Source organism: Billgrantia campisalis, from assembly GCF_022341425.1.
GTDB lineage: Bacteria > Pseudomonadota > Gammaproteobacteria > Pseudomonadales > Halomonadaceae > Halomonas > Halomonas campisalis.
In genome coordinates this window covers 84,405-106,871 of record NZ_JABFUC010000003.1, presented here as the reverse complement: position 1 = coordinate 106,871, position 22,467 = coordinate 84,405, and the positions used below count along the sequence as shown (strand labels likewise).

The window sequence follows — 22,467 nt, the reverse complement described above, 5'->3', positions numbered from 1 at the left end:
CACGAGGAGTAATTCTCTCGACTCTCACAATGCCAGCGGCCGGCATCGCTGCCGGCCGCTGGGTCATACTAAACGGGAAATGAGGCCTGCCCCCTACCCGCGTTTAACCCTCACAGACATCCTTGCGATGGGCCGCCCGGACCACCAGCACCACCAGTTTCTCATCCTCGAGGTGACAGATGACACGATAGTCCCCGACTCGATAGCGCCAGAACTCCTAACGCGAACAGATCACGCCGCCCGGCGTTCGAAGAGCTCCCGCGCCATACGCATCCCGCGCAGGTGGCGTGCCTGGCGGGCGGCAGTGCGGGCGGTAAGGCTGGCAGGCGTGCCCACGGCGCTGCCGAAGCGCTGAAGCAGCGTGGTGGAGGCGGCGATGAAGGCATCCGGATCGATGCCCAGCCGGTCAAGCAACCTCGGAACCCGCTCCTCGATCAGCCCGCGCTTGTTCGCTCGCTGGCAGCGGCCGGTGGTCTCGACCAGTTCAAGATAGTCCTCGAAGCTGAACGGAATGGCATTGGGCAGTTGGGCGGTGGCATCGAACGGCATCAGCGGCTGATACGGCAGGTTGTCACACCAAGCCAAGGCGCCGGACACCCTGGACAACGGCGCCTGGCCGATTGAAGCTTGGGTATCGGCAGCGGGCTCCGCCCCTAAGCCGGCAAGCCGCTCGGCCACCGAGGTATGCTCGGAGGTTTCCGGCGTCTCGGCGATACCGGCACGAATGGGATTCAAATCGACATAGGTCATGGCGCTAAGGATCGCCGCCTCGTCGAGCAGCGCCTGGCTCTTGAAACGCCCCTCCCAGAAGCGCCCCTTCGCGTCGTCCTCGGCGTTGGCCTGGCGGGCAATGGACTCGTTGAGTACCCGCATGAACCAGGAGACATCCCGCAGCCGTTCACGGTAAGTCTCAACCAGCCCCTTCACCGCCTCGACTTCCGCCGGCACCAGCGCCGCCCCGGCCCGGTAGCGCTGCACCAGTAGCGGGCCGGTAAACAGCGCCGTCCAGCGCCGCAGCACCTCGTCGTCGCTCCAGCAGGCGGCACGCTCCACATCCACCCTCACCACCAGATGGTAGTGATTGCTCATCACCGCATAGGCCGCCACATCGATGGCGAAGACACCCGCCAGCTGATGCAGGCGATCCGCAATCCAGCCCCGCCGATGCTCATAGCACTGCCCACTGACGGAATCCGTGCCGCACAGGAAGGCGCGGCGCACGCAGCGATTGACCAGGTGATACCAGGGCGTGGCATCCAACGACACCAAGGCGGAACGGGGCAAGGTCATGGCGGTGAGCCTTGGGCAGGAAGCGATACGTTCAACATAGCCGTGCCGGGCGGGGTGTCAAATAGATGGGTGTCCTTTTTTTATTTGCAGCGGCCGGCATCGCTGCCGGCCGCTGGGTTATGCTACTAGGCGGGAAATGGGGGTCTGTCCCTCATTACCACATTACTACCCCTCGTACCCCTCGTGTTTATCCCAAGTTGAGAGTAACAACCTGATCTTCGGTGCCATCTGTGTCCCTGGTCGGTGTGCCAGTGAGAGTACCGCCATCAGCCGCATCAAAGGCAATTTGACTACATGCATTATCTTCGCTCGTGATATACTCATCCTCATCATAAGTATACGCTTCACCGCTATTCTCAGCATCAAGAATGTCTGAGACTACGAGGGCTGCAATGGAGCGGGTTTCCGCCAAGCATGCACTGTTAGCGGACCTATCAAGATAATTTCCATACTGCGGAATCGCTATCGCCGCCAAGATCCCAATAATCGCCACCACGATCAGCAGTTCGATCAGGGTAAAACCGCCCTGCCGTCGGCCCGCTGCGCTGTGCTGCATTTTTTTCATTTCACTCATGGTTAGGTTCCCCTCACCCTTGGCTTGCCGGTTGTGGTCGTTTTGTCATCATCGTCGACCGTGCGAATCGTGGCAGGCGGTGGCCGCTCTGCTGCGGGTCGCCACCCGCCCTTGATTTACGTTAAATAACAGAACGACACCCTTCAAGCACAACAGTCTTTACTCTGGTGGCTCGACTCATCGTATCGTATGAGTAGCATGGTACCGTAGCTGAGTCCAGGCCGAGAAGCCCTCTGTGCTGCACCACGGCAAACGATTAGAATGGCCGGTACGCACTTAGCACTCAGACGGTATCAGGAATCGCCGCCCCGCCAGCCGGGGAACCACACGCGAGGCGCCATGAACGAGTATCGAACGCCCCCCGGCGACGCCGCCGCCCAGCCGCAGGCGGCCAGCGACCTGCGCGGGCTGGCCAAGCGCCTGGTGGAGTACGACCTGCTCTCCCGGGCCGCGGCGGAGCGCGCCGAGCTGGAGGCCCGGGAGACCGAGGTCACCCTGCTGCAGCACGTCATCCAGGCCGGGCTGGTCACCGCCCGCCAGGCCACCCTGACCGCCGCCTGGGAGTACGGCCTGCCGATCGTCGACCTGGACGCCCTGCGCCTGACCAGCCTGCCGCCGGCCGGCGATTTCCCCGAAAAGCTGCTGCGCAAGCTGGGCGTGGTGCCGCTGGCCCGACACAGCCACCGGCTGACGGTGGCGGTGCCCTACCCCTCCACCCTGGCCCAGCTCGACGAGCTGCAGTTCGCCACCGGGCTCAGCATCGAGGCGGTGCTCGCCCCGGTGGACCAGCTCGCCCCGGTGCTGGAGGCCTACCTGGCCCAGGGCGAAGCCAGCCTGATGGACGAGCTGGCCGGGGTCGACGACGCCGTCGGCGCGCTGGAGTACGCCGACAGCCAGGACATCAGCGACGAGGGCGCCACCGATGTCGCCCAGAGCACCGCCGACGACGCCCCCATCGTCAAGTTCGTCAATAAGGTGCTGCTCGACGCCATTCGCCGCGGTGCCTCGGACATCCACTTCGAGCCCTACGAGACCAGCTATCGGGTACGCATGCGCATCGACGGCATGCTGCTGGAGGCGGCACGCCCACCCTTCGCCATGCGCAGCCGTATCGCCGCGCGCCTCAAGGTGATGTCGCGGCTGGATATCTCAGAGCGCCGCCTGCCCCAGGACGGCGCCATCAAACTCAAGGTTTCGAAGTCGCGCTCCATCGACTTTCGCGTCAACTCGCTGCCCACCGTCTACGGCGAGAAGATCGTGCTGCGTATCCTCGACCCCGCCTCGGCGAAGATCGGCATCGACGCGCTGGGTTTCACCCCCGCCCAGCGCACCATGTACGAGGCGGTGCTGGCCCACCCCCAGGGCATGATCCTGGTTACCGGCCCCACCGGCAGCGGCAAGACGGTGACCCTCTACACCGGGCTCAATATCCTCAACCTGGTGGAGCGCAATATCTGCACCGCCGAGGACCCGGTGGAGATCAAGGTGCCCGGGGTCAACCAGGTCAACGTGCTGCCCAAGATCGGGCTCGACTTCGCCAGCGCCCTGCGCGCTTTCCTGCGCCAGGACCCGGACGTGGTGATGGTCGGTGAGATCCGCGACCTGGAAACCGCCGAGATCGCCGTCAAGGCCGCCCAGACCGGCCACCTGGTGCTCTCCACGGTGCACACCAACTCCGCCGCCGAGACCCTCACCCGTCTGGCCAACATGGGCGTGCCGCCCTTCAACATCGCCAGTTCGGTGAGCCTGATCATCGCCCAGCGCCTGGCCCGGCGGCTGTGCAAGAGCTGCCGGCAGCCGGCGGAGATCCCCCGCGAGGCGCTGCTGCAGGAGGGCTTCACCGAGCAGGAAGTGAAAGAGGCCACCGTCTTCGAGCCGGTGGGCTGCATGCACTGCACCCACGGCTACAAGGGCCGGGTGGGCATCTACGAGGTGGTGCCGATCTCCGAGGCAATGAGCCAGCTGATCATGCGCAACGGCAACTCCATGGACTTCGACCGCCAGGCCCGCGAAGAGGGCCATCCCGACCTGCGGCGCAGCGGCCTGCTCAAGGTGATGCAGGGCATCACGAGCTTGACCGAGGTCAACCGAATTACCAAGGATTAGTGTTAACTAGCACCATAACCCTAGCAAAATGACCAGACACGCAGACTGGCAGGGAACTCCCTCATGGCGACCAAGACCGCAAAACCCCCGCAGAAGATGAAGCTCTACCGCTGGCGCTGGTCCGGCAAGGGGCCAGGCGGGCGCATGGTGAGCGGCGAGATCGTCGCCCCCGGCAAGATCGAAGTGGAAAAGGAGCTCTCCGGGCAGAACATCATCGTCAAGAACGTGCGCCGCAAGGGCGGCCTGGGCGGCGGCATGGGCAAGATCAAGCCCCGCGACGTGATGCTCTTCGCCCGCCAGATGGCCACCATGATCCGCGCCGGGGTGCCGGTGCTGCAGGCCTTCCAGGTGGTGGCCGAGAGCATCCGCAAGCCCGCCATGAGCGCGGTGGTGCAGCAGATGATGAACGCCGTGGCGGCAGGCTCGAGCTTCTCCCAGGCGCTGCGCCAGCACCCCGAGCACTTCGACTCGCTGTTCTGCAACCTGGTGGAGGCCGGCGAGAGCTCCGGCTCGCTGGACCGCATGCTCGACCGTATCGCCACCTACAAGGAGAAGATCGAGTCGATCAAGGGCCGGGTCAAGAAGGCGCTGTGGTACCCGGCGGCGGTGATCGCGGTGGGTTTCGGGGTGACGGCACTGCTGCTGATCAAGGTGGTGCCGCAGTTCGAGAGCCTGTTCCACGGCTTCGGTGCGGAGCTTCCGGCCATGACCCAGATGACCATCGCGATGTCGGAATTCGCCCAGCAGTACTGGCTGTGGGGGCTGAGTATCCTGGTGGCAAGCATCTACCTGCTGCGCCAGGGCGTGAAACGCTCCGAGGCGTTTGCCTACCGCATGCATAAGTTCTCGCTGAAGATCCCGGTGATCGGCGATATCCTCGACAAGTCGGCAGTGGCGCGCTATTCGCGCACCCTGGCCACCACCTACGGCGCCGGGGTGCCGATGGTCGATTCATTGGACATCGCCGCCGGCGCCGCCGGCAACATGGTCTACGAACGCGCCACCCGCCAGGTGCGCGAGGACGTGGCCACCGGCCAGCAGCTGCACTTCGCCATGCGCCTGACCGAGCGCTTCCCCCCGCTGGCGGTGCAGATGGTGGGCATCGGCGAGGAGTCCGGCTCGCTGGACGCCATGCTCAACCGGGTGGCCGACTACTACGAGGAGGAGGTCGACAACAAGGTCGACGCCCTGACCTCGCTGCTCGAGCCCTTCATCATCGTGGTGCTGGGCGTGCTTGTAGGGGGCCTGGTGATCTCCATGTACCTGCCGATCTTCGAGCTGGGCACGGTACTCTAGAAGACCCAGGGACGAGGAACGAGGGGCAAGCAGCACCCTCGAACCTCGAACCTCGAACCTCGAACCTCGAACCTCGAACCTCGAACCTCGAACCTCGAACCTCGAACCTCGAACCTCGAACCTCGAACCTCGAACTCAAGGATACCCTCTTGCTGGACCTTCCCCCCGCTCTGCTGTGGCCGCTGGCGGCCTTCCTCGGCCTCTGTCTGGGCAGCTTTCTCAACGTGGTGATCGTGCGCCTGCCGGTAATGCTGATGCTGGGCTGGCGTGCCGAGGCCCGCGAGGCCCTGGAGCTGCCCGAGGAGGGCGCAAGCCGCTTCAACCTGCTGGTGCCGCGCTCGATCTGCCCCAACTGCGAGACGCCCATCGCCTGGCACGACAACTTGCCGGTGGTGGGCTGGTTCAAGCGCCGCGGGCGCTGCGCCCACTGCCAGGCGCCGATCAGCCTCCAGTACCCGCTGGTGGAGCTGGCGGGCGGCGCCCTCGCGCTGGCGGTGCTGGCGCTCTATGGCCCTACCTGGCCGGCGCTGTTCGTCTACGGCGCCTGCCTGGCGCTGCTGGCGCTGGCGGTGATCGACCTGCGCACCCAGCTGCTGCCCGACCTGATCACCCTGCCGCTGCTGTGGGCGGGGCTGGCCTATCAGCTGCTGTTCCAGCCGCTGATGCTGCCAAGCGCGGTGATCGGCGCCATGGCGGGCTACCTCGCCCTGTGGAGCTTCTACTGGCTGTTCAAGCTGGTCACCGGCAAGGAGGGCATGGGCTACGGCGACTTCAAGCTGCTCGCCGCCCTGGGCGCCTGGCTGGGCTGGCAGTACCTGCCCATGGTGCTGATCCTCTCCGCCGGCGTCGGCGCCCTGGTGGGCATCGCCGCCCAGCTCGCCCTTCCGCGCCTGCGCGGCGCCCCCATGCCCTTCGGCCCCTTCCTGGCCATGGCCGGCTGGATCGCCCTGCTGGTGGGTGAGCCGCTGATGGCGACCTATCAGGGGTGGCTGCTTTAGGAGACTTGCTGTGATCATAGGCGTAACCGGCGGCATCGCCTCGGGAAAATCCACGGTGGCGCACGCCTTCGAGAAGCGCGGCATTCCCTGGGTGGACGCCGACGACGTGGCCCGGGAAGTGGTCGCACCGGGGGAGCCGGCGCTTGCCGAGATTGCCGAGCGCTACTCCCGACAAGAGGGCCCTGAGGTGCTTCAGGATGACGGCACCCTGAACCGCCGGGCGCTTCGCGAGATCGTCTTCGCCGACGCCGCCGAGCGGCGTTGGCTGGAATCGGTCACCCACCCGCGCATCCGCGAGCGCCTGCACGAGCACCTGGCCCGGCTGCAGGCCCAGGGCGCCCCCTATGTGCTGCTGGTCTCACCGCTGCTGTTCGAGTCCGGCCAGCACGAGATGGTCGACCGCTGCCTGGTGATCGACGTGCCGGAGAGCGTGCAGATCGCCCGCACCGCCGAGCGCGACGGCGTCGACGAGGCCCAGGCGCGAGCCATCGTCGCCGCCCAGCTGCCGCGTGCCGAACGCCTGGCCCGGGCCGACGAGGTGATCGACAACGGCGGCAGCCAGGCCGACCTTGACGCCCAGGTAGCCAAGCTCGACCGATATTACCGGCGACTGTCGCAGCCCGGTGCTTCCCCGCTAGAATGACGACACATCCTCTGACAAAGCGTGCCCCATGAGCCCGACCCCGCAACGCCCCCTGGAAGTCGCCTGCCCCGAATGCCGCCGCAAGGTGGAGTGGCGCGAGGACAACCCCCACCGCCCCTTCTGCAGCGAGCGCTGCAAGCTGCTCGACCTGGGCGCCTGGGCCGAGGAGTCCCACCGCATCGCCGGAGAACCCGCCATGGATGAGACCAGCATCGATGAGTGGGTGGCCCGCGCCGAGCGAGACGCCGGCCAGTGAGTTCACCCCCCTCCGCCACGGATCGGCCGACCTACCGCCTGCTGGCCGAGCTGGAGGCGGCCTTCGATGCGCTGATCGCGCGCACCGAAGCGCTGTTGGCCGCCTTTGAACGCGCACCCTGCGAGGCCTGGGCCTTCGACGCCTCCACCGCCGACGCCGCCTGGCTACGCCGCGCGCTGCTCGATTTCTGGTATCAGGACGGCCAGGACGGCCGCGCCACCAACAGCCACGTGGGTCTGGTGGCCGCCGATGAGGCGCTGCTGGCGCATGTGGCGGAGGTGAACGTCGCCAAGGCCGAGTTCGCCGCCCGGCTGGCGCAGATCCGCGAGCAGCATCCGCCACTGATCGCCGAGGCCAAGGCGGTGCTGCCCTTCCGCCACCCCGAGCTGCATACCCACCTGCGCGGCAGCGGCCTGGCGCGGTTGCACCTCAAGCAGTGCTGGCGGGCGATCCCGGTGGCCGAGGCGCCGGTGGCCCGGGTGCGCCTGGCCTGGTACACCAGCGGCCGCTCGATCAAGCGGCTCAGTGTGCGCGAGGCCGAGCGCAAGCTGCTGGCCCTGGATAGCGACGCCCCCCATGTGCGCATCCAGCTGCGCCGGCTGGCCGGCATCCCCGACGGCGAGCCGCTGGCCCAGGTTCAGGCCCAGGCGCCGCTGATGCGCGCCAACCTCTTCTACTGCGAGCCGCTCGAGGATGGCCGCACCCGCCGCGCCATGAACGTGGCGCTGCCGCTGTTCCTGCCCGCCCCGCGCGGGCGCCTGCCCGACTGCAACCAACCACCCGCCGCGCCGCCCACCCAGCGCACCCGCGCCCGGCGCAGCGACGAGCGCCTGGAGGAGACCCCCTTCCTGCCCAGCCTGCGGGTCTACCGCTACCGCAGCGCCTGACCGAAGCGCTCCCCTTGATCCCTGTCATGCAGCCTCGGCACAACTCCGCCATACTGAGATGAGCATTCGGCGCCCACAGGGAGAGGAGACGGCCGCTTGAACCCCCTTGACGTGACAGAGGTTTACCGCGAGTGTCCGGAGGATTCCCTCGACTTCGAAGTGAGCAGCGAGCTGACCTCGCTGGACCTGCTCAGCGGCCAGCCCCGCGCCCGGGAGGCGCTGGCCTTCGGCACCGCCATGCGCAGCGAAGGCTTCAACCTCTTCGTGCTGGGCCACCCCGGCCACGGCATGCACGACCTGGTGGGACGCTTTCTCTCCGAGCGCTCCCGGGACGCGGCCACCCCACTCGATCTTGCCTACCGCTACAACTTCGACGAGCCGGCAAAACCGCTCTACCTGACGCTGCCCACGGGCACCGGCCGGGTGCTGCGCGCCGACCTGGAACAGCTGGTGGAGGAGCTGGGCACGGCGATTCCCGCGGTGTTCGAGGGCGAGGAGTACCAGAACCGCCTGCACGAGCTGAAGCAGGCCATGACAGAGCGCCAGCGCGATGCCATCGAGGCGGTGCGCCGCGAGGCCCGGGAGCACGATGTTCTGCTGCTCTCCACCCCCAACGGCTTCACCTTCGCGCCGGCCGGCCAGGACGACAAGATGATGCCCCCGGGGGAGTATGAAAAACTCCCCGACGACGACCGGGAACGCATCGAGGGCACGGTGGCGGTGCTGCAGAAGAAACTGACCCGGGCCATTCGTCAGATGCCACGCCTGGCCAAGTCGCTGCGCGAGCAGATCAACGCCCTCAACGAGGAGATGCTGCAGTCGGCGATTGGCACGCCGCTGGCCGAGCTGGAGGAGCGCTACGCCGACCACGACGGCGTCCTCGCCCATCTGAGCGCGATTCGCGAGGCGATCCTGCTGCACGTGGACGCCTTCATCGACGATGACCCGGACATCCCCCCGGAGGCGGTGTTCAGCCGCTGCCATCTCAACCTGATCGTCGACAACACCGGCTGCGAGGGGGCCCCGGTAATCTATCTCGACCTGCCCACCCACCAGCACCTGGTGGGGCGCATCGAGCATCACGTCCACAACGGCACCCTGCTCACCGATTTTTCGCTGATTCGCGCCGGCGGCCTCCACCGGGCCAACGGCGGCTACCTGGTGGTGGACGTGCGCAGCCTGCTGCTGCAGCCCGGCGCCTGGGAGACCCTCAAGCGGGTGCTGCGCGCCGGTGAGATCCGCACCGAGTCCCTGGAGCAGGCCTACGGGCTGATCAGCACCACCAGCCTGGAACCCCAGCCGGTGCCTCTGGACCTCAAGGTGGTGCTGCTCGGCGAGCGGCTGTTCTACTACCTGCTGTGCGAACACGATCCCGACTTCCTGGAGCTGTTCAAGGTCCAGGCCGACCTGGAGGACGAGCTGCCGCGCAGCACCGAGAACCAGCCGCTGTTCGCCCGCATGGTGGCCACCCTGGCCCGGGAGTCGGCGCTGCGCCCCCTGGCGCGCAGCGGGGTGGCGGCGGTGATCGAGCAGGCCAGCCGCCTGGCCGACGACCAGCACAAGCTGAGTGCCCGCCACCGCGGGCTCAGCGACCTGCTGCAGGAGGCCAACCACTGGGCCGGGGCCGACGACACCGCGGTGATCGAGCGCCGCCATGTCGAGAAGGCGGTGGATCAGCAGCGCTGGCGCGCCGGTCGCCTGCGCGAGCGCAGCCACGAGCAGATCACCCGCGGCACCGTGGCGATTGCCACCGAGGGCCGGCGGGTTGGCCAGGTCAACGGCCTGGCGGTGCTGAGCCTGGGCGACTTCCGCTTCGGCCAGCCCACCCGGATCACCGCCACCGCCCGCCCGGGTCCCGGCCAGGTAGTGGACATCGAGCGCGAATCGCGGCTCGGCGGGCGCATCCACGCCAAGGCGGTGATGATCCTGTCGCGCTGCCTGGCCAGCCGCTATGCGCCGGACACCCCGCTGTCGCTCTCCGCCAGCCTGGCCTTCGAGCAGTCCTACGGCGGCATCGAGGGCGACAGCGCCTCGGTGGCCGAGGCCTGCGCGCTGATCTCGGCCATCGCCCGGGTGCCGCTGGCCCAGGGCCTGGCGGTGACCGGTTCCATCGACCAGCACGGCCGCGTCCAGGCGGTGGGTGGGGTAAACGAAAAGATCGAGGGGTTCTTCGATATCTGCCAGGCGCGGGGGGCGCTCAACGGCCAGGGGGTGCTGCTGCCGGCCAGCAACGTCGAGCATCTGATGCTCAGGGGCGAGGTGCGCGAGGCCATCGCGGCCGGCACCTTCCATGTCTACGCCATCGAGGAACTGGACCAGGCACTGGCCCTGCTCAGCGGCATGACGGCGGGCCAGGCGGACGACGACGGCCGCTACCCCGAGGGCAGCCTCAATGCCCGGGTGGTCGAGCGTCTGGCCGCCTTCCACCGGGTGGCGAAGAAGGCGGGCGCCGGCCACCGCGGTGAAGCGACCGCCGGTGCAGACGGCGAGGCGGAGCGCTCCGACGATGAGCGCTGAGCCCACCCGCCCCACCGCGACCGAGCCGCCGCCCCCCGAGGCCGCCCGCGTGCTGGCGCTGCTGGACGCCTCGCGCCATAGCCTGGCGGCGCTGGCGGCGGCGGTGGATCTCGCCAGCAGCCGCCACGCCGAGCTGGTGGCACTCTACGTGGAGGATATCGACCTGCTGACCTGCGCGGCCTTTCCCTTCTCGCGGGAGATCGGCGCCCAGTCTGGGCTCGCGCGGCCGCTGTCGGTGGACGCCCTGGAAGCCGGCATCGCCCGCCAGCTGGCGCGCATTCATCAGGCCCTGGAGCACGCCGTGGCGGGACGTGAGCTGCGCCACCGGCTGGAAGTGCGCCGCGGCCAGGTGGCCAGCGAAGCCTTGGCCAACGCCGGCCCCGGCGACGTGCTGGTGCTGGGCAAGGCGGGCGCCACCGAACGCTGGGGCACCCGGCTCGGCTCCACCAGCCGCCGACTGATTCTCGAAGCGCCCTGCACGGTGCTGGTCTGGGATGACCGCCACCCCTATCGGCGCGGCCCGTTAAGGCTGATCGACGGTGGCCAGGCGCCGCTCTCGGCCGAGGACGTGCCCGACTGGCTGGCGGCCCTCTTCGACGGCCTGGCTCCGCTGCCGGTCCACCACGCCGGCGAACTCGAGCGGATGCTCGACCGCGCCGACGCCGGCGGCCTGCTGCTGCACCGCCCCGAGCTCACCCGCCTGCTCGACGAAGACCCCCAGTTGCTGGCGCGCCTTCCCCTGCCGTTGGTGGTGGTGGCATAGGCTTAGAACGTCACGCCGCGTGACTGCGCAGCAGCGGCCAGGCCCCCTGTTTGGAGGCTTCAAGAATCACGATTTCAACGATAGTACCATCGTCGGCATAGCTGATATGGGTATTCCAATCCTGCGAGGACTCTTTGGCAATCGGCTTTTCCGAAAGGTGCAAAACCAGAATGTCATCCGCTTCGTCATACATAGTGCGCATGATCAGGCCTCCCATACAAAATGATGCATGATCGTCTTGATAATCAATCTATCTTCCAATACGACCGCAGCACATACCAGATTATCATCCCGCCCAGGCATCGACTTGGCAATCCACATTCGACTATCGTCCTTGTATTTCGCCCGCCCCGTTTCCAGTAGCTCAACGACTTCCGCTTCGCTAATGGCTCGCTGCGTCATCCGTTCGCGCGCATGGCGCGTAATATAGACGTCACGAGCAAATCGTTTAGAGTGCATTGCCTCACTCGCAATGGATAGAGGGTTGTCGTTCAGGCAATTACAGATCCCGCATTAGCAGCGCGTACTCGATGCGCTCGGGGTCGATGGCCTCGCCGGGCACTGGGATCCGCACCACATGGCCCGACCCCGGGGCCGCGCCCACCGACTCGCCGCGCTTGTTCTCGATATGCTCGAGCACGAAGCGGCGGTTGCCGCCGGGCAGCATCAGCTCCATGCCGTCCCCCACCTCGAAGCGGTTCTTGACGTCCACCTCGAGCACGCCGCGGTCGGGATCGTAGCCGATCACCTCGCCGACGAACTGCTGGTGCACCCCCACCGAGTGGCCGCGCTCGTAGTTCTGGTACTCGTCGTGGACATGGCGGCGATAGAAGCCTTCCGTATAGCCGCGGTTGGCCAGGTTGTCGAGTTCGTCCATCAGGCGCATATCGAAGGGGCGGCCGGCCACGGCGTCGTCGATGGCGCGGCGGTAGACCTGGGCGGTGCGCGCCACATAGTAGTGGGACTTGGTACGGCCTTCGATCTTCAGCGAGGTGACGCCCATCTCGGTGAGCCGGGGCACGTGCTGCACGGCGCGCAGGTCCTTGGAGTTCATGATGTAGGTGCCGTGCTCGTCCTCGAAGATCGGCATCAGCTCGCCGGGGCGAGTGGCGTCCTCGATCAGCGCCGAGAGCTCGTCCTGGCCCTCCCGGCCCCCCGCCGTCGCCGTGCTGAGGTGACGGGTGCTGCCGCCACCGGAGGCGATCAGGCCACCCTGCGCACTCCCCTGCTCCGGCGTCCAGACGCCGCTTGCCGCATGGGCCGCCGCCGAGTTGGCCGGCACCAGGTCGCCGGTCTCGTCGTGGGCCGCGGCCACGGTGTTGTATTGCCAGCGGCAGGCGTTGGTGCAGGTGCCCTGATTGGGGTCGCGGTGATTGAAGTAGCCGGAGAGCAGGCAGCGCCCGGAGTAGGCGATGCAGAGCGCCCCGTGGACGAAGGTCTCGATCTCCAGGTCCGGACACTCGGCGCGGATCTCGGCGATCTCCTCGAGTGACAGCTCCCGGGAGAGGATGATCCGGCTGATGCCCTGCTGCTGCCAGAACTTCGCCGCCGCCCAGTTGACCACGTTGGACTGCACCGAGAGGTGAATCACCTGATCGGGCCAGCGCTCGCGAATCATCATGATCAGCCCCGGGTCGGACATGATCAGCGCATCCGGGCCGGCCTCGATCACCGGCGCCATGTCGCGCAGGTAGGTCTTCAGCTTGCTGTTATGCGGCGCGATGTTCGAGGCCACGTAGAACTGCTTGCCCCGCTCGTGGGCGTAGGTGATGCCCTTGTGCAGGTTGTCGATCTTGAAGTCGTTGTTGCGCACGCGCAGCGAATAGCGCGGCTGGCCGGCATAGACGGCGTCCGCACCGTAGGCGAAGGCGTAGCGCATGTTCTTGAACGTCCCCGCCGGGGAGAGCAGTTCGGGAGCTTGCATGGGAGGTCACCGTTGTCAGGACGATGGCGCCGAAGCGCTTGGGGAAAGGGGCGGGATTATACCAAGGGCGAGGGGCAGTATCACCAGGAGCCTGTGCATGCGAGTTCGCCGAATAAAGCAGGATCGGAATCAATCATTGACACCCAGGCTCCCCCTTTCCTAGTATTGATCGTGTTTCGGAACACAATACCGCATAGCAAAACAAAGACGACAAATCACTAGGAGATGCTTATGCATCCGCTTGCCCGGAATCTCGCCCTCGCCAGCCTTCCCTTCGCCTTGCTGGGCAGCAGCATCGCCCTGGCCAACGACGTCAACCTCCCTCGAACCATGGCGTGGACCGCCTACGGCACCAACTCCAGCGGCTATGCCCAGGCCGTGGCTATCGGCAACATGCTGCAGTCCAACTACGGCACCTCGGTTCGGGTGCTACCCGGAGACAACGACGTCTCGCGCATGACGCCGCTGAAGCAGGGGCGAGTCGACCTCTGTGCCTGCGGCATTGCCAGCTACTATGGCGTCGAGGGGGTGATGATGTTCGCCCACCCCGACTGGGGTCCTCAGCCCATTCGTCTGATTACGACGTCTACCGCCTCATTCGGCCTCTCGCTTGCGGTGGCCGGTGACCTGGAGGTCGAAACCCCGGCGGACCTGCGCGGCAAGCGCATCGCCTACATCCGCGGCGACGACGCCCTCAACAAGGGCACTGAAGCCTACCTGGCCTTCGGTGGACTGACCTGGGATGACGTTGAGCGCATCGACTATCCCGGCTATGGCCGCTCCTTCGACGGCATCATCGCCGGCAACGTCGACGCCTCCTTCACGACCACCGTCACCCCTCCCGCCCAGCAGCTGGCCAGCAGCCCCCGCGGTATCAGCTGGCCGGTCCTCGATCCAAACGATGAAGAGGCATGGGAACGCATGCGGGCGGTCGCCCCCTACTTCCACCCCCATGAAATCACCTCCGGTGCCGGGGGCATCAGTGCCGACAACCCCGTCAACAGCGCCAGCTACCCCTATCCCATCGTGGTAGGTAACGCCGATCTCGACGATGACATCGCCTATGGCCTGATCCGTGCCCTGCAGGACAACTACGACGACTACAAGGACAGCGCTCCCGGTGCCGTTGGCTATGCCCTCGAGTATCAGGATCTGCAGTGGGTGATCCCCTTCCACGACGCCGTCGTGGACTACTACAAGGAGATCGGCGTCTGGACCGATGAAATGCAGGCGCACCAGGATGCTCTGGTGGAGCGCCAGCAGGTGCTGCTGGAAGCATGGAATGCCTTCGCTGACGACGCCCCCAGCGACGAGGATGCGTTCCGCGAGGCGTGGATGGACGCTCGGTCAGAAGCACTGACCAACGCCGGCTTCGACCCCGTCTTCGAGTGATCCCCACGGGGCGGCTTGGGCCGCCCCCAGCATTCTGGACACCGCCATGACGCATACTGCTGACAACGACGGCACCCGGCAGGCCAAGGAGAAGATCCGCCAGATGCGGACCCTGCCGCTGCCACTGCGCTGGATTCCCGGCGCCGTGACGGTGGCCCTGCTGCTGATGACCCTGGATTACCTCTTCAATCTCGGCCACTTGACCTTCATCACCGGACTGGAAACCCAGTTCTACTATGCGGTGGTGGCCCTTCTACTGCCGCTGATCTACCTGCTCTGGCCGCTGAGGCCGGCGGGCCAGTATCGCCCTATTCCCTGGTACGACTACCTGCTCAGCGCCGTAACTCTGGGGGTCAGCGGCTACTTCGTAATCAACGCCGACTCCATCCTGGAGCGGGGCTGGGCCTTCGCGGCGCCGGATACCGCCCTATGGGTCAGCTACGCCTGGTGGCTGCTGATCATCGAGGCAGCGCGCCGCGCCGGCGGCTGGCCCATCGCCGTGATCGTCACCCTCTTTTCACTTTACCCCCTGGTAGCCGACGTGATGCCGGGCCCCATTCAGGCCTTTCCCTCCTCCCTCTCCGAAACCGCCATGTACCACACCATGAGCACCGAGAGCATCATGGGCATTCCGCTGCAGGCCTTCGCCGGCCTGGTGATCGGCTTCCTGGTATTCGGGGTGGTGCTGCAGAAGAGCGGCGGTGGCAAGTTCTTCATCAATCTGGCCTTCGCCCTGCTCGGCCATGTGCGGGGCGGCCCAGCCAAGGTATCGATCTTCTCCAGCGGCCTGATGGGCTCGATGAGCGGCAGCGTGATCAGCAACGTGCTGACCACCGGCGTGCTGTCGATTCCCGCCATGCGACGCATCGGCATGAGCCGCTCCTTCGCCGGCGGGGTGGAGGCCTGTGCCTCCACTGGTGGGGTACTGATGCCACCGGTGATGGGCGCCACCGCCTTCGTCATGGCGATGTTTCTCGACGTGCCCTATTCCGCCGTTGTCCTGGCCGCCATCATCCCGTCGATCCTCTATTTCCTCGGCCTGTTCATCCAGATCGATGCCTACGCCGCGCGACACGACATCAAGGGGCTGCCCACTGTCGAATTACCATCACTCTGGCAGACGCTGAAAGAGGGCTGGTACTTCATCTTCGTCTTCGCGCTGCTGGTCTGGATGCTGCTGGTGATGCAGCGCGAGGCCGTAGCCCCTTTCTACGCCACCGCTCTCCTGCTGGTCCTCAACCAGTTCTCCAGGCACAACCGCTGGGGCTGGAAAGAGGTCGGTGAGGCGCTGTCGGGTGCGGCCAAGCTGTTCGCCGAGCTGATCGCCATCCTGGCAGGCGTTGGGATGCTGGTGGGCGCGCTCTCCATGACCGGGCTCTCCGGCACCATCGCCAACGACTTCATCCATCTCGCCGGTGGCAGCGTTCCATTGCTGCTGATCATGGGTGCCCTGACCAGCTTCGTGCTGGGCATCGGCATGACCGTTACCGCCGCCTACATCTTCCTGGCGGTGGCCCTGGCGCCGGCGCTGATCCAGGGCGGCGGCCTCGACCCGATGGCGGTGCACCTGTTCATCCTCTACTGGGGCATGCTCAGCTTCATCACGCCGCCAGTGGCCCTGGGCGCCTTCGCTGCCGCCACCGTCGCCGGCGCTCGCCCCATGACCACCGGACTCCAGGCCATGCGGCTGGGCAGCGTGATCTACTTCATTCCCTTCCTGTTCGTGCTCAACCCGGCGCTGATCATGCAGGGCGAGCCGCTGCAGATCGCGATGGTGTTCGTCCAGGCACTGGTGGGCGTCGTGCTGTTCGCCTCGGCCATGCAGGGCTATCTAATCGGGGTCGGGCGCCTGGGCCGGGGAGCGATCCAGGAAACGGTGATCCGCGCCCTGGTGCTGATCTCGGGGCTCACCCTGGCCCTCCCCGGGGGTGGCATGGTGCCGCTCAGCCAGGTCGAGCTGCTCGGTATCTCGCTGGCCGCCCTGGTGCCTGCCGTCCTGCTGGCACGCTGGAGTCAACGCCACCCCCGTAACGGCTCGCACCCGCAGGGCCTGTAACGCAGGCCCGCCCCACACGCCGCCCCTTACCTGGAGCTCACTGCATGACAGCCTGTGTCCACTACCAGCGCCATGACGACATCGGCGTGATCCGCATCGACAACCCGCCCGTCAACGCCCTCGGCCATGCCGTGCGTAGCGGTCTGCTCGACGCCCTCGACCAGGGCCTGGCCGATGACGGCGCGCAGGCGCTGGTGCTGATGGCCGACGGCCGCACCTTTATCGCCGGCGCCGATATTCGCGAATTCGGCCGGCCTCCCCAACCGCCGCTACTGCCGGAGGTGATCGCACGCCTCGAGGCCTGCGCCAAGCCGCTGGTGGCGGTGCTGCACGGCACCGCCCTGGGCGGCGGGCTCGAGGTGGCACTGGGCTGCCACTACCGGGTGGCCCTGCCGGGGACCCGGGTCGGCCTGCCCGAGGTCAAGCTCGGTCTGCTCCCCGGTGCCGGCGGCACCCAGCGGCTGCCTCGCCTGGTCGGCGTGGACATCGCCCTGGACCTGATCACCAGCGGGCGTTTCGTACCCGCCGAGGAGGCATTGGCGCTGGGCATCATCGATGCCATCGACGCGACCGATACTCCGCTGGATGCCGGCCTCGGCGCCGCCCGCGCCGTTCTGGAGGGCCAGCGCACCGCCCGCCGGACCGGCGAGCTGCCCGCGCCCGCCGCCGACCCCGAGGCCATCGCCCGCCACCGGGCTCGGCTCGAGGCCGAGGCGCCCGAGCTGTTCTCGCCATTTCGCTGTATCGAGGCCGTCGCGGCCAGCACCGACGGCAGCCTGGCCGAGGGACTGGACCGCGAGCGCGAGCTGTTCCTCGCCTGCATGGACTCCCCCCAGCGGGCCGGACTGATCCACGCCTTCTTCGCCGCCCGCGCACCGCACCGGGTACCCGAGGCCGATGCCTCCCCGGCGCTGACCCGCATCGCCCTGCTCGGCGAGCACCCCCTCTTCGAGCGCCTCAAGGGCAAAGCCGGACGCACCGGCATCGAGTTGACCGACCGGCCGGACGAATCGACACAGGCCTGCCTGATCGCCACCGCCGATGCGGCCTGCGACTGTCCAGCGGCTTGCCTACGTATCGCCCTGCAGCCGGCCGAGGGCATCGGCCGGCTGGGTGAAATGGACGCAGACCTCGTCCTGGTCATGCCGCCTCAGGGCGCGCTGATGGAACTGGTCGCCACTGGCGCCAGCGCCGAGCAGCAGCAGGCCGTGGCCTCTGCCCTCAAGGCGCTGAAACAGGCCGTCGTGGTGAGCCGTTGCGAGAGCCTGCTCGCCGCACTGCACCGGGCGGCAAACGCTGCGTCGGATGAGCGGTGCGCCGCCATGGAGGCGACAAGCCTGCTACTCGCCGAGCAGGGACTCTGCTACCGCACCAGCGATATCGACCTGCTCGCCGTCGAGGTCCTGGGCTACCCGCGTCACCTCGGCGGCCCTCACCGCCAGGCCACCCTCTCTGCATCCGCCACCTCGGAGACATCCCCATGAACCTGACCTACAGTGCCGCGGAGCAGGCGTTTCGTCAGGAAGTCCGCGACTTTCTCACCGCTTCCCTCCCCGACGACATCCGCGAACGCGTGAGGCTTGGCCGGCGGCTCTCCGCCGACGATCACGTGCGTTGGCAGAACATTCTCAGCGAGCGCGGCTGGCTGGCCGCCAACTGGCCAGAAGAGCACGGTGGTCCCGGCTGGGGCCCGGTGCAACGGCACATCTTCGACGAGGAGTGTGCCGCCGCCCATGCCCCCACCGTGGTGCCGTTTGGCGTCAACATGGTCGCGCCGGTGATCATGAAATTCGGCAGCGAGGCGCAGCAGCGCCACTACCTGCCGCGCATCCTGGCCAACCAGGACTGGTGGTGTCAGGGCTACTCCGAACCCGGGGCCGGCTCCGACCTGGCCAGCCTCAAGACCCGCGCCGTGCGCGAGGGTGACCACTATATTGTCACCGGGCAGAAGACCTGGACCACCCTGGGACAGCACGCCAACATGATGTTCTGCCTGGTGCGTACCGACCCCGACGCCAGGAAGCAGGCCGGCATCAGCTTTCTGCTGATCGACATGGCGAGCCCGGGCATCACGGTACGCCCGATCATCACCCTGGATGGCGCCCACGAGGTCAACGAGGTCTTCCTCGACGAGGTCCGCGTGCCGGTGGCCAACCGCATCGGCGAGGAGGGTCAGGGCTGGACCTGCGCCAAGTTTCTGCTGACCCACGAGCGCACCGGGATCGCCGGGCTCGGCCACGCCAAGCAGGCGCTGCGTCACCTCAAGTCATTGGCCACAAGGGTGCAGCATCGCGGACGCCCGCTCCTCGAGCTGGCGAGTTTCCGCCAGCGGGTGGTAAAGGCCGAGCTCGAGTTGATGGCCCTGGAGGTCACCAACCTGCGGGTCATCGCTGCCGCCCAGGACGGCAGCGTGCCGGGGGCGGAGAGTTCGCTGCTCAAGGTGCGCGGCTCGGAGCTGCGCCAGGAGCTGAGCGATCTGACCCGCCGCGCCCTGGGGCCGGCCGCCCTGCCCTTCTTCCCCGACTTCCTGCATGGCGACGGCGAGCTGGACGACCCGGCCCTGGCCGAGAGCGCCGCAGGCACCGCCCAGTACTTCAACCGTCGCAAACTCTCGATCTATGGCGGTGCCAACGAGATCCAGAAGAGCATTGTCGCCAAAACCATTCTTGGCATGTAAGGAGCCGCCCATGGACTTTTCCCTGACCGACGAGCAGCGCATGCTCGTCGATACTCTCGACCGCCTGATCGCCGACCGTGTCGCCCCCGAGCAGCGCCGCGCCATGCTCGAGACGCCTGCCGCAACGCCGTCGGCGCTATGGCAGACCTTCGCCGAACTGGGGCTGCTGCACATGCCCTTCACCGAGGAGGTTGGCGGCCTCGGCGGCGACGGTACCGATCTGATGCTCATCATGCAGGCCCTGGGACGCGGCCTGGTGCCCGACGCCTACCTGGCCGGTCTGGTGCTGCCCGGCGACCTGCTGGCCCGCCTCGGCGACGACCCGCAGCGGGAGCGCTGGCTCACCCCGCTGCTGGACGGTGAGCACCAGCTGGCGCTGGCCTGGCAGGAGAGCGAGGCCCGCTACGATGCCCATGGCATCACCACCGCGGCGCGCCGGGATGACGATGGCTGGCGCCTGGATGGCGACAAGCAGCTGGTGCTCAATGCCGCCTCGGCCGCGGCCCTGCTGGTCACCGCCCGGCTCGACGACGGCCGCCTGGGCCTGTTCGTGGTCCCCGCCGACGCCACCGGCCTGTCACGCCGCGACTACCTGACCTTCGACGACCGCTCCGCCAGCGATCTGATCCTGGATGACGTCTCGTTGAGCGTCGACAGCTGCCTCGGCCTCGACGCCGCCGCGGCCCTCGATGCCACCCTGGCGCTTGGCCGCGCGGCGCTCTGTGCCGAGGCGGTCGGTGCCATGGAGGCCGCCTGCGAGCAGACCCTCGACTACCTCAAGGAGCGCCAGCAGTTCGGCACTCCCCTGTCGAGGTTCCAGAGCCTGCAGCACCGCATGGTCGACATGCACCTGCACCTGGAGCAAGCCCGTTCCATGGCGATTCTCGCCGCCACCAGCCTGACCCTTCCCGATGCCGAGCGCGACTATCGCCTCGCCGCGGCCAAGGCCTACTGCGGCGAGGCCGCCCGCTTCGTGGCCGAACAGGCCATCCAGTTGCATGGTGGCATGGGCATGAGCGCAGAGTGCTACGTCTCCCACTATGCCAAGCACCTGGTGATGTTCGATCATTATCTGGGTGACGTCGATCACCACCTGGACCATGTCAGCGACCACCTTGTCGACGCGGCCTGACCCCTGATTGCAACAAAGGAGAACGCCGTGGCAACAACCTAACCACCGAGCCGGCCAGCTGCTACTGGCCGGCCGGCGTCTAGGAGGTGATCGAGGGCGACGACGGCAAACCGATGAACCGCTGCTGGGCGACCCGGTCGTCCCGCGCCAGTTCGTCCACGATCTCGGCCACGCGCTGCCGGAACTGGATAGACAAAAGGCCCACCTAAGTGGGCCTTTTGTTGATTTTTTGAACCGTTACAGCTTGCTCTCCAGCTCCGGCAGGGCCTCGAACAAGTCGGCGACGAGGCCATAGTCCGCCACCTGGAAGATCGGCGCCTCCTCGTCCTTGTTGATGGCGACAATCACCTTGGAGTCCTTCATGCCGGCCAGGTGCTGAATGGCACCCGAGATGCCCACGGCGATGTAGAGCTCCGGCGCCCGCGCTGATCGGACGCCTCGACGAGCTCCACCCGCCGACCCTGGCGATCGGCGCCAGCACCCTAGCCTTCCTGGTGCTGGTGCGGCGCCACGGTGAGGCGGCGCTGCGCCGCCTGGGCCTGGGGACGACACGCCCTGGTGGCGAGCCGGCCGGAGCTCGAGCACGTTGGTGCTGATCTGTTCGGCGATCAACCTGATCGATGCCTCGGCGCTGGAGAGCCTGGATGCCATCAACGTCCGCCTCAAGGATGGTGGCGTCACCCTGCACCTGGCCGAGGTCAAGGGTCCGGTGATGGACCGCCTCAAGCGCAGCGACTTCCTCGACGCCCTCACCGGCCGCGTCTTCCTCAACACCTACGCCGCCTGGACCGCGCTGCCCCCCCGGCGAGATTAAACCGGGCAGTGAGGCGGCAATCCGGCTAGCACAGGCGATTCAGGTCAACCCACAACCGCAGCAGATCGGGAATGGTAATTCGGCCGTCGATCAAGCCAGGCGACCGTGCCTCAGCGTGTATCGATGGAGCGGCGCGCCTCCTGGTCGATGAAGAACTGGCGATAGCAGCCGATCGCGAACTCGAGCCGGCGCTCAGCGGCCGCCTCGTCCCGATCGAGATGGGCGTAGATGCTCTCCATGTCGAAGATCATCACCACGGCATCCACCAGGGCATGGAAGCGCTCCCGGTCCTGCACCATGTCCGGGAACACCTTGAGGGCGGCCTCGCGGATCCACTGGCGAGACTCATACAGGACCACGGACATCTTGTCTTGGAGAGTCTCGTCGGTCCGTGAGGCCATGACCAGCTCGAACCAGGCCTTGGCCATTTGGGAGTGGCAAATCTCCCGGGTGAAGCGGACCCCGCGCTCGATGGGGTCGTCGGGCAGCCGCTCATCGCTGAAGTAGCGGGATTCGAAGTCGCCGACCAGTCGCGACCGGACCTCGTCGGCCACATGGGTCATGAAGTCCCCCCGGGTGGGAAAGTGGCGGAACAGGGCACCCTGGGAGACCCCGGCCCGCTGACAGATTTCGTTGGTACTGGCCTTGGCGTAGCCGAGCGCCACCAGGGCCTCGATGGCGGCGTCGGTCAGCTTGGCGATGGTCGCCGAGCGCCGCTCCTCCTGGCTGCGCGGCCGCCGTCTGGCAGACTCCGGCACGGCATTGCGTGGCTTGAGGGTCTGGGAATCGGGGTTTGGCAATCTCTCGTACCCTTTGAAGAGGCTTGGCACTGGTCGGCTGGCGGCAACTCGCCCCGCGAGCGCCCATCCGGCGGAATGAAAGGCCCTCCCTCCCCCCGCCTCGGAGGTATGCGACGCCTGTCACGTCACCCGCTCAGCAGGCGCCTAAGCCTGAAAAAGGGGCAGAGAAAGCAATTGGCTGCTTGCCATGATAGGCGGTGGCCGTCCTGCCTGACAAATTCCCGCCGGGTCGCGCCGACCGATCTCGACATGGCGTGGCCCCAGGCACATAGGAGCACGTTGGCCAGCGACTCACGATACGAAGGCCCGACAGCAGCAGGATCTTGCAGTCGGCGCAAAGAT

19 protein-coding genes and 3 pseudogenes are annotated in these 22,467 nt (G+C 67.0%); 14 read left to right on the top strand and 8 right to left on the bottom strand.

What is annotated here, in order from left to right:
* Nucleotides 1–103: 103 nt before the first annotated feature.
* The 3 genes and pseudogenes from HOP52_RS19770 to HOP52_RS19695 form a co-directional block, all read right to left on the bottom strand.
* A pseudogene (locus tag HOP52_RS19770) lies at nucleotides 104–202 on the bottom strand (type II toxin-antitoxin system RelE family toxin); the annotation flags it as partial.
* A 29-nt stretch (nucleotides 203–231) separates the two neighbouring features.
* Entirely contained in the window at nucleotides 232–1,290 is a 1,059-nt protein-coding gene (locus tag HOP52_RS04355; protein WP_238976049.1) for a transposase, read from the bottom strand.
* A 187-nt stretch (nucleotides 1,291–1,477) separates the two neighbouring features.
* Complete coding sequence (locus HOP52_RS19695) at nucleotides 1,478–1,864, bottom strand: prepilin-type N-terminal cleavage/methylation domain-containing protein (protein ID WP_422677684.1); 387 nt, start codon at nucleotides 1,862–1,864, stop codon at nucleotides 1,478–1,480.
* Between the two features lie 339 nt (nucleotides 1,865–2,203).
* On the opposite strand from HOP52_RS19695, the gene pilB reads away from it, so the two are divergent.
* From pilB to HOP52_RS04310, 8 genes are all read left to right on the top strand, one after another.
* On the top strand, nucleotides 2,204–3,970 hold the full coding sequence (gene pilB / locus HOP52_RS04345; protein ID WP_238976048.1) for a type IV-A pilus assembly ATPase PilB: 1,767 nt from the start codon (nucleotides 2,204–2,206) through the stop codon (nucleotides 3,968–3,970).
* A gap of 63 nt (nucleotides 3,971–4,033) precedes the next feature.
* Nucleotides 4,034–5,266 (top strand): type II secretion system F family protein, encoded by a 1,233-nt coding sequence (locus HOP52_RS04340; protein ID WP_238976047.1) that lies wholly within the window; start codon nucleotides 4,034–4,036, stop codon nucleotides 5,264–5,266.
* A 152-nt stretch (nucleotides 5,267–5,418) separates the two neighbouring features.
* Nucleotides 5,419–6,264 (top strand): prepilin peptidase, encoded by an 846-nt coding sequence (locus tag HOP52_RS04335; RefSeq protein WP_238976364.1) that lies wholly within the window; start codon nucleotides 5,419–5,421, stop codon nucleotides 6,262–6,264.
* A gap of 10 nt (nucleotides 6,265–6,274) precedes the next feature.
* The gene (gene coaE, locus HOP52_RS04330; RefSeq protein WP_238976046.1) at nucleotides 6,275–6,907 is read left to right on the top strand and encodes a dephospho-CoA kinase; all 633 of its coding nucleotides are present in this window, start codon (nucleotides 6,275–6,277) and stop codon (nucleotides 6,905–6,907) included.
* Between the two features lie 28 nt (nucleotides 6,908–6,935).
* Nucleotides 6,936–7,163, top strand: a complete 228-nt coding sequence (yacG, locus tag HOP52_RS04325; RefSeq protein ID WP_238976045.1) for a DNA gyrase inhibitor YacG — start codon at nucleotides 6,936–6,938, stop codon at nucleotides 7,161–7,163.
* Nucleotides 7,160–8,050: a DNA replication terminus site-binding protein gene (locus tag HOP52_RS04320; RefSeq protein ID WP_238976044.1), complete on the top strand. Its 891-nt coding sequence runs from the start codon at nucleotides 7,160–7,162 to the stop codon at nucleotides 8,048–8,050. Before yacG ends, HOP52_RS04320 begins: the two co-directional genes overlap by 4 nt.
* 96 nt (nucleotides 8,051–8,146) lie before the next feature.
* Nucleotides 8,147–10,567: a Lon protease family protein gene (locus HOP52_RS04315; RefSeq protein WP_238976043.1), complete on the top strand. Its 2,421-nt coding sequence runs from the start codon at nucleotides 8,147–8,149 to the stop codon at nucleotides 10,565–10,567.
* Nucleotides 10,557–11,330 carry a universal stress protein gene (locus tag HOP52_RS04310; RefSeq protein ID WP_238976042.1) on the top strand — a complete coding sequence of 258 codons (774 nt, stop codon included), beginning with the start codon at nucleotides 10,557–10,559 and terminating at the stop codon, nucleotides 11,328–11,330. The genes HOP52_RS04315 and HOP52_RS04310 overlap by 11 nt, the downstream gene beginning before the upstream one ends.
* 10 nt (nucleotides 11,331–11,340) lie before the next feature.
* On the opposite strand, the gene HOP52_RS04305 is transcribed toward HOP52_RS04310, so the two are convergent.
* The 3 genes from HOP52_RS04305 to trhP are packed head-to-tail and all read right to left on the bottom strand — an operon-like array spanning nucleotide 11,341 to nucleotide 13,254.
* Nucleotides 11,341–11,532 (bottom strand): DUF2283 domain-containing protein, encoded by a 192-nt coding sequence (locus HOP52_RS04305; RefSeq protein WP_238976041.1) that lies wholly within the window; start codon nucleotides 11,530–11,532, stop codon nucleotides 11,341–11,343.
* A 2-nt stretch (nucleotides 11,533–11,534) separates the two neighbouring features.
* Nucleotides 11,535–11,789, bottom strand: a complete 255-nt coding sequence (locus tag HOP52_RS04300) for a DUF4258 domain-containing protein (protein ID WP_238976040.1) — start codon at nucleotides 11,787–11,789, stop codon at nucleotides 11,535–11,537.
* A 40-nt stretch (nucleotides 11,790–11,829) separates the two neighbouring features.
* Nucleotides 11,830–13,254 carry a prephenate-dependent tRNA uridine(34) hydroxylase TrhP gene (gene trhP / locus HOP52_RS04295; protein WP_238976039.1) on the bottom strand — a complete coding sequence of 475 codons (1,425 nt, stop codon included), beginning with the start codon at nucleotides 13,252–13,254 and terminating at the stop codon, nucleotides 11,830–11,832.
* A gap of 231 nt (nucleotides 13,255–13,485) precedes the next feature.
* Here trhP and HOP52_RS04290 point away from each other — a divergent pair, with 231 nt between their 5' ends.
* From HOP52_RS04290 to HOP52_RS04270, 5 genes are read left to right on the top strand one after another with little or no spacing between them, the layout of a single operon-like run.
* On the top strand, nucleotides 13,486–14,646 hold the full coding sequence (locus HOP52_RS04290) for a TAXI family TRAP transporter solute-binding subunit (RefSeq protein WP_238976038.1): 1,161 nt from the start codon (nucleotides 13,486–13,488) through the stop codon (nucleotides 14,644–14,646).
* A 46-nt stretch (nucleotides 14,647–14,692) separates the two neighbouring features.
* Entirely contained in the window at nucleotides 14,693–16,702 is a 2,010-nt protein-coding gene (locus HOP52_RS04285; RefSeq protein WP_238976037.1) for a TRAP transporter permease, read from the top strand.
* Between the two features lie 44 nt (nucleotides 16,703–16,746).
* Nucleotides 16,747–18,186 carry an enoyl-CoA hydratase/isomerase family protein gene (locus tag HOP52_RS04280; protein WP_238976036.1) on the top strand — a complete coding sequence of 480 codons (1,440 nt, stop codon included), beginning with the start codon at nucleotides 16,747–16,749 and terminating at the stop codon, nucleotides 18,184–18,186.
* Nucleotides 18,183–19,379, top strand: a complete 1,197-nt coding sequence (locus HOP52_RS04275; protein ID WP_238976035.1) for an acyl-CoA dehydrogenase family protein — start codon at nucleotides 18,183–18,185, stop codon at nucleotides 19,377–19,379. The genes HOP52_RS04280 and HOP52_RS04275 overlap by 4 nt, the downstream gene beginning before the upstream one ends.
* Before the next feature lie 10 nt (nucleotides 19,380–19,389).
* The gene (locus HOP52_RS04270; RefSeq protein WP_238976034.1) at nucleotides 19,390–20,511 is read left to right on the top strand and encodes an acyl-CoA dehydrogenase family protein; all 1,122 of its coding nucleotides are present in this window, start codon (nucleotides 19,390–19,392) and stop codon (nucleotides 20,509–20,511) included.
* A 237-nt stretch (nucleotides 20,512–20,748) separates the two neighbouring features.
* On the opposite strand, the pseudogene HOP52_RS04265 reads toward HOP52_RS04270, so the two are convergent.
* Nucleotides 20,749–20,931, bottom strand: a pseudogene (locus tag HOP52_RS04265) (electron transfer flavoprotein subunit alpha/FixB family protein); the annotation flags it as partial.
* Between the two features lie 135 nt (nucleotides 20,932–21,066).
* On the opposite strand from HOP52_RS04265, the pseudogene HOP52_RS04260 reads away from it, so the two are divergent.
* Nucleotides 21,067–21,325: pseudogene (locus HOP52_RS04260) on the top strand (STAS domain-containing protein); the annotation flags it as partial.
* A 110-nt stretch (nucleotides 21,326–21,435) separates the two neighbouring features.
* Here the strand turns inward: HOP52_RS04260 and HOP52_RS04255 are convergent.
* Nucleotides 21,436–22,125 carry a TetR/AcrR family transcriptional regulator gene (locus HOP52_RS04255; RefSeq protein ID WP_238976033.1) on the bottom strand — a complete coding sequence of 230 codons (690 nt, stop codon included), beginning with the start codon at nucleotides 22,123–22,125 and terminating at the stop codon, nucleotides 21,436–21,438.
* Nucleotides 22,126–22,467: the final 342 nt, after the last annotated feature.

Bases quoted from the DNA above. Each gene is read 5' to 3' on its own strand.
- HOP52_RS04280 (WP_238976036.1), top strand. From the start codon at position 16,747: ATGACAGCCTGTGTCCACTACCAGCGCCATGACGACATCGGCGTGATC.
- HOP52_RS04290 (WP_238976038.1), top strand. From the start codon at position 13,486: ATGCATCCGCTTGCCCGGAATCTCGCCCTCGCCAGCCTTCCCTTCGCC.
- HOP52_RS04275 (WP_238976035.1), top strand. From the start codon at position 18,183: ATGAACCTGACCTACAGTGCCGCGGAGCAGGCGTTTCGTCAGGAAGTC.
- HOP52_RS19695 (WP_422677684.1), bottom strand. From the start codon at position 1,864: ATGAGTGAAATGAAAAAAATGCAGCACAGCGCAGCGGGCCGACGGCAG.
- yacG (WP_238976045.1), top strand. From the start codon at position 6,936: ATGAGCCCGACCCCGCAACGCCCCCTGGAAGTCGCCTGCCCCGAATGC.
- HOP52_RS04270 (WP_238976034.1), top strand. From the start codon at position 19,390: ATGGACTTTTCCCTGACCGACGAGCAGCGCATGCTCGTCGATACTCTC.
- HOP52_RS04285 (WP_238976037.1), top strand. From the start codon at position 14,693: ATGACGCATACTGCTGACAACGACGGCACCCGGCAGGCCAAGGAGAAG.
- HOP52_RS04340 (WP_238976047.1), top strand. From the start codon at position 4,034: ATGGCGACCAAGACCGCAAAACCCCCGCAGAAGATGAAGCTCTACCGC.
- pilB (WP_238976048.1), top strand. From the start codon at position 2,204: ATGAACGAGTATCGAACGCCCCCCGGCGACGCCGCCGCCCAGCCGCAG.
- trhP (WP_238976039.1), bottom strand. From the start codon at position 13,254: ATGCAAGCTCCCGAACTGCTCTCCCCGGCGGGGACGTTCAAGAACATG.
- HOP52_RS04310 (WP_238976042.1), top strand. From the start codon at position 10,557: ATGAGCGCTGAGCCCACCCGCCCCACCGCGACCGAGCCGCCGCCCCCC.
- HOP52_RS04355 (WP_238976049.1), bottom strand. From the start codon at position 1,290: ATGACCTTGCCCCGTTCCGCCTTGGTGTCGTTGGATGCCACGCCCTGG.
- HOP52_RS04305 (WP_238976041.1), bottom strand. From the start codon at position 11,532: ATGCGCACTATGTATGACGAAGCGGATGACATTCTGGTTTTGCACCTT.
- HOP52_RS04300 (WP_238976040.1), bottom strand. From the start codon at position 11,789: ATGCACTCTAAACGATTTGCTCGTGACGTCTATATTACGCGCCATGCG.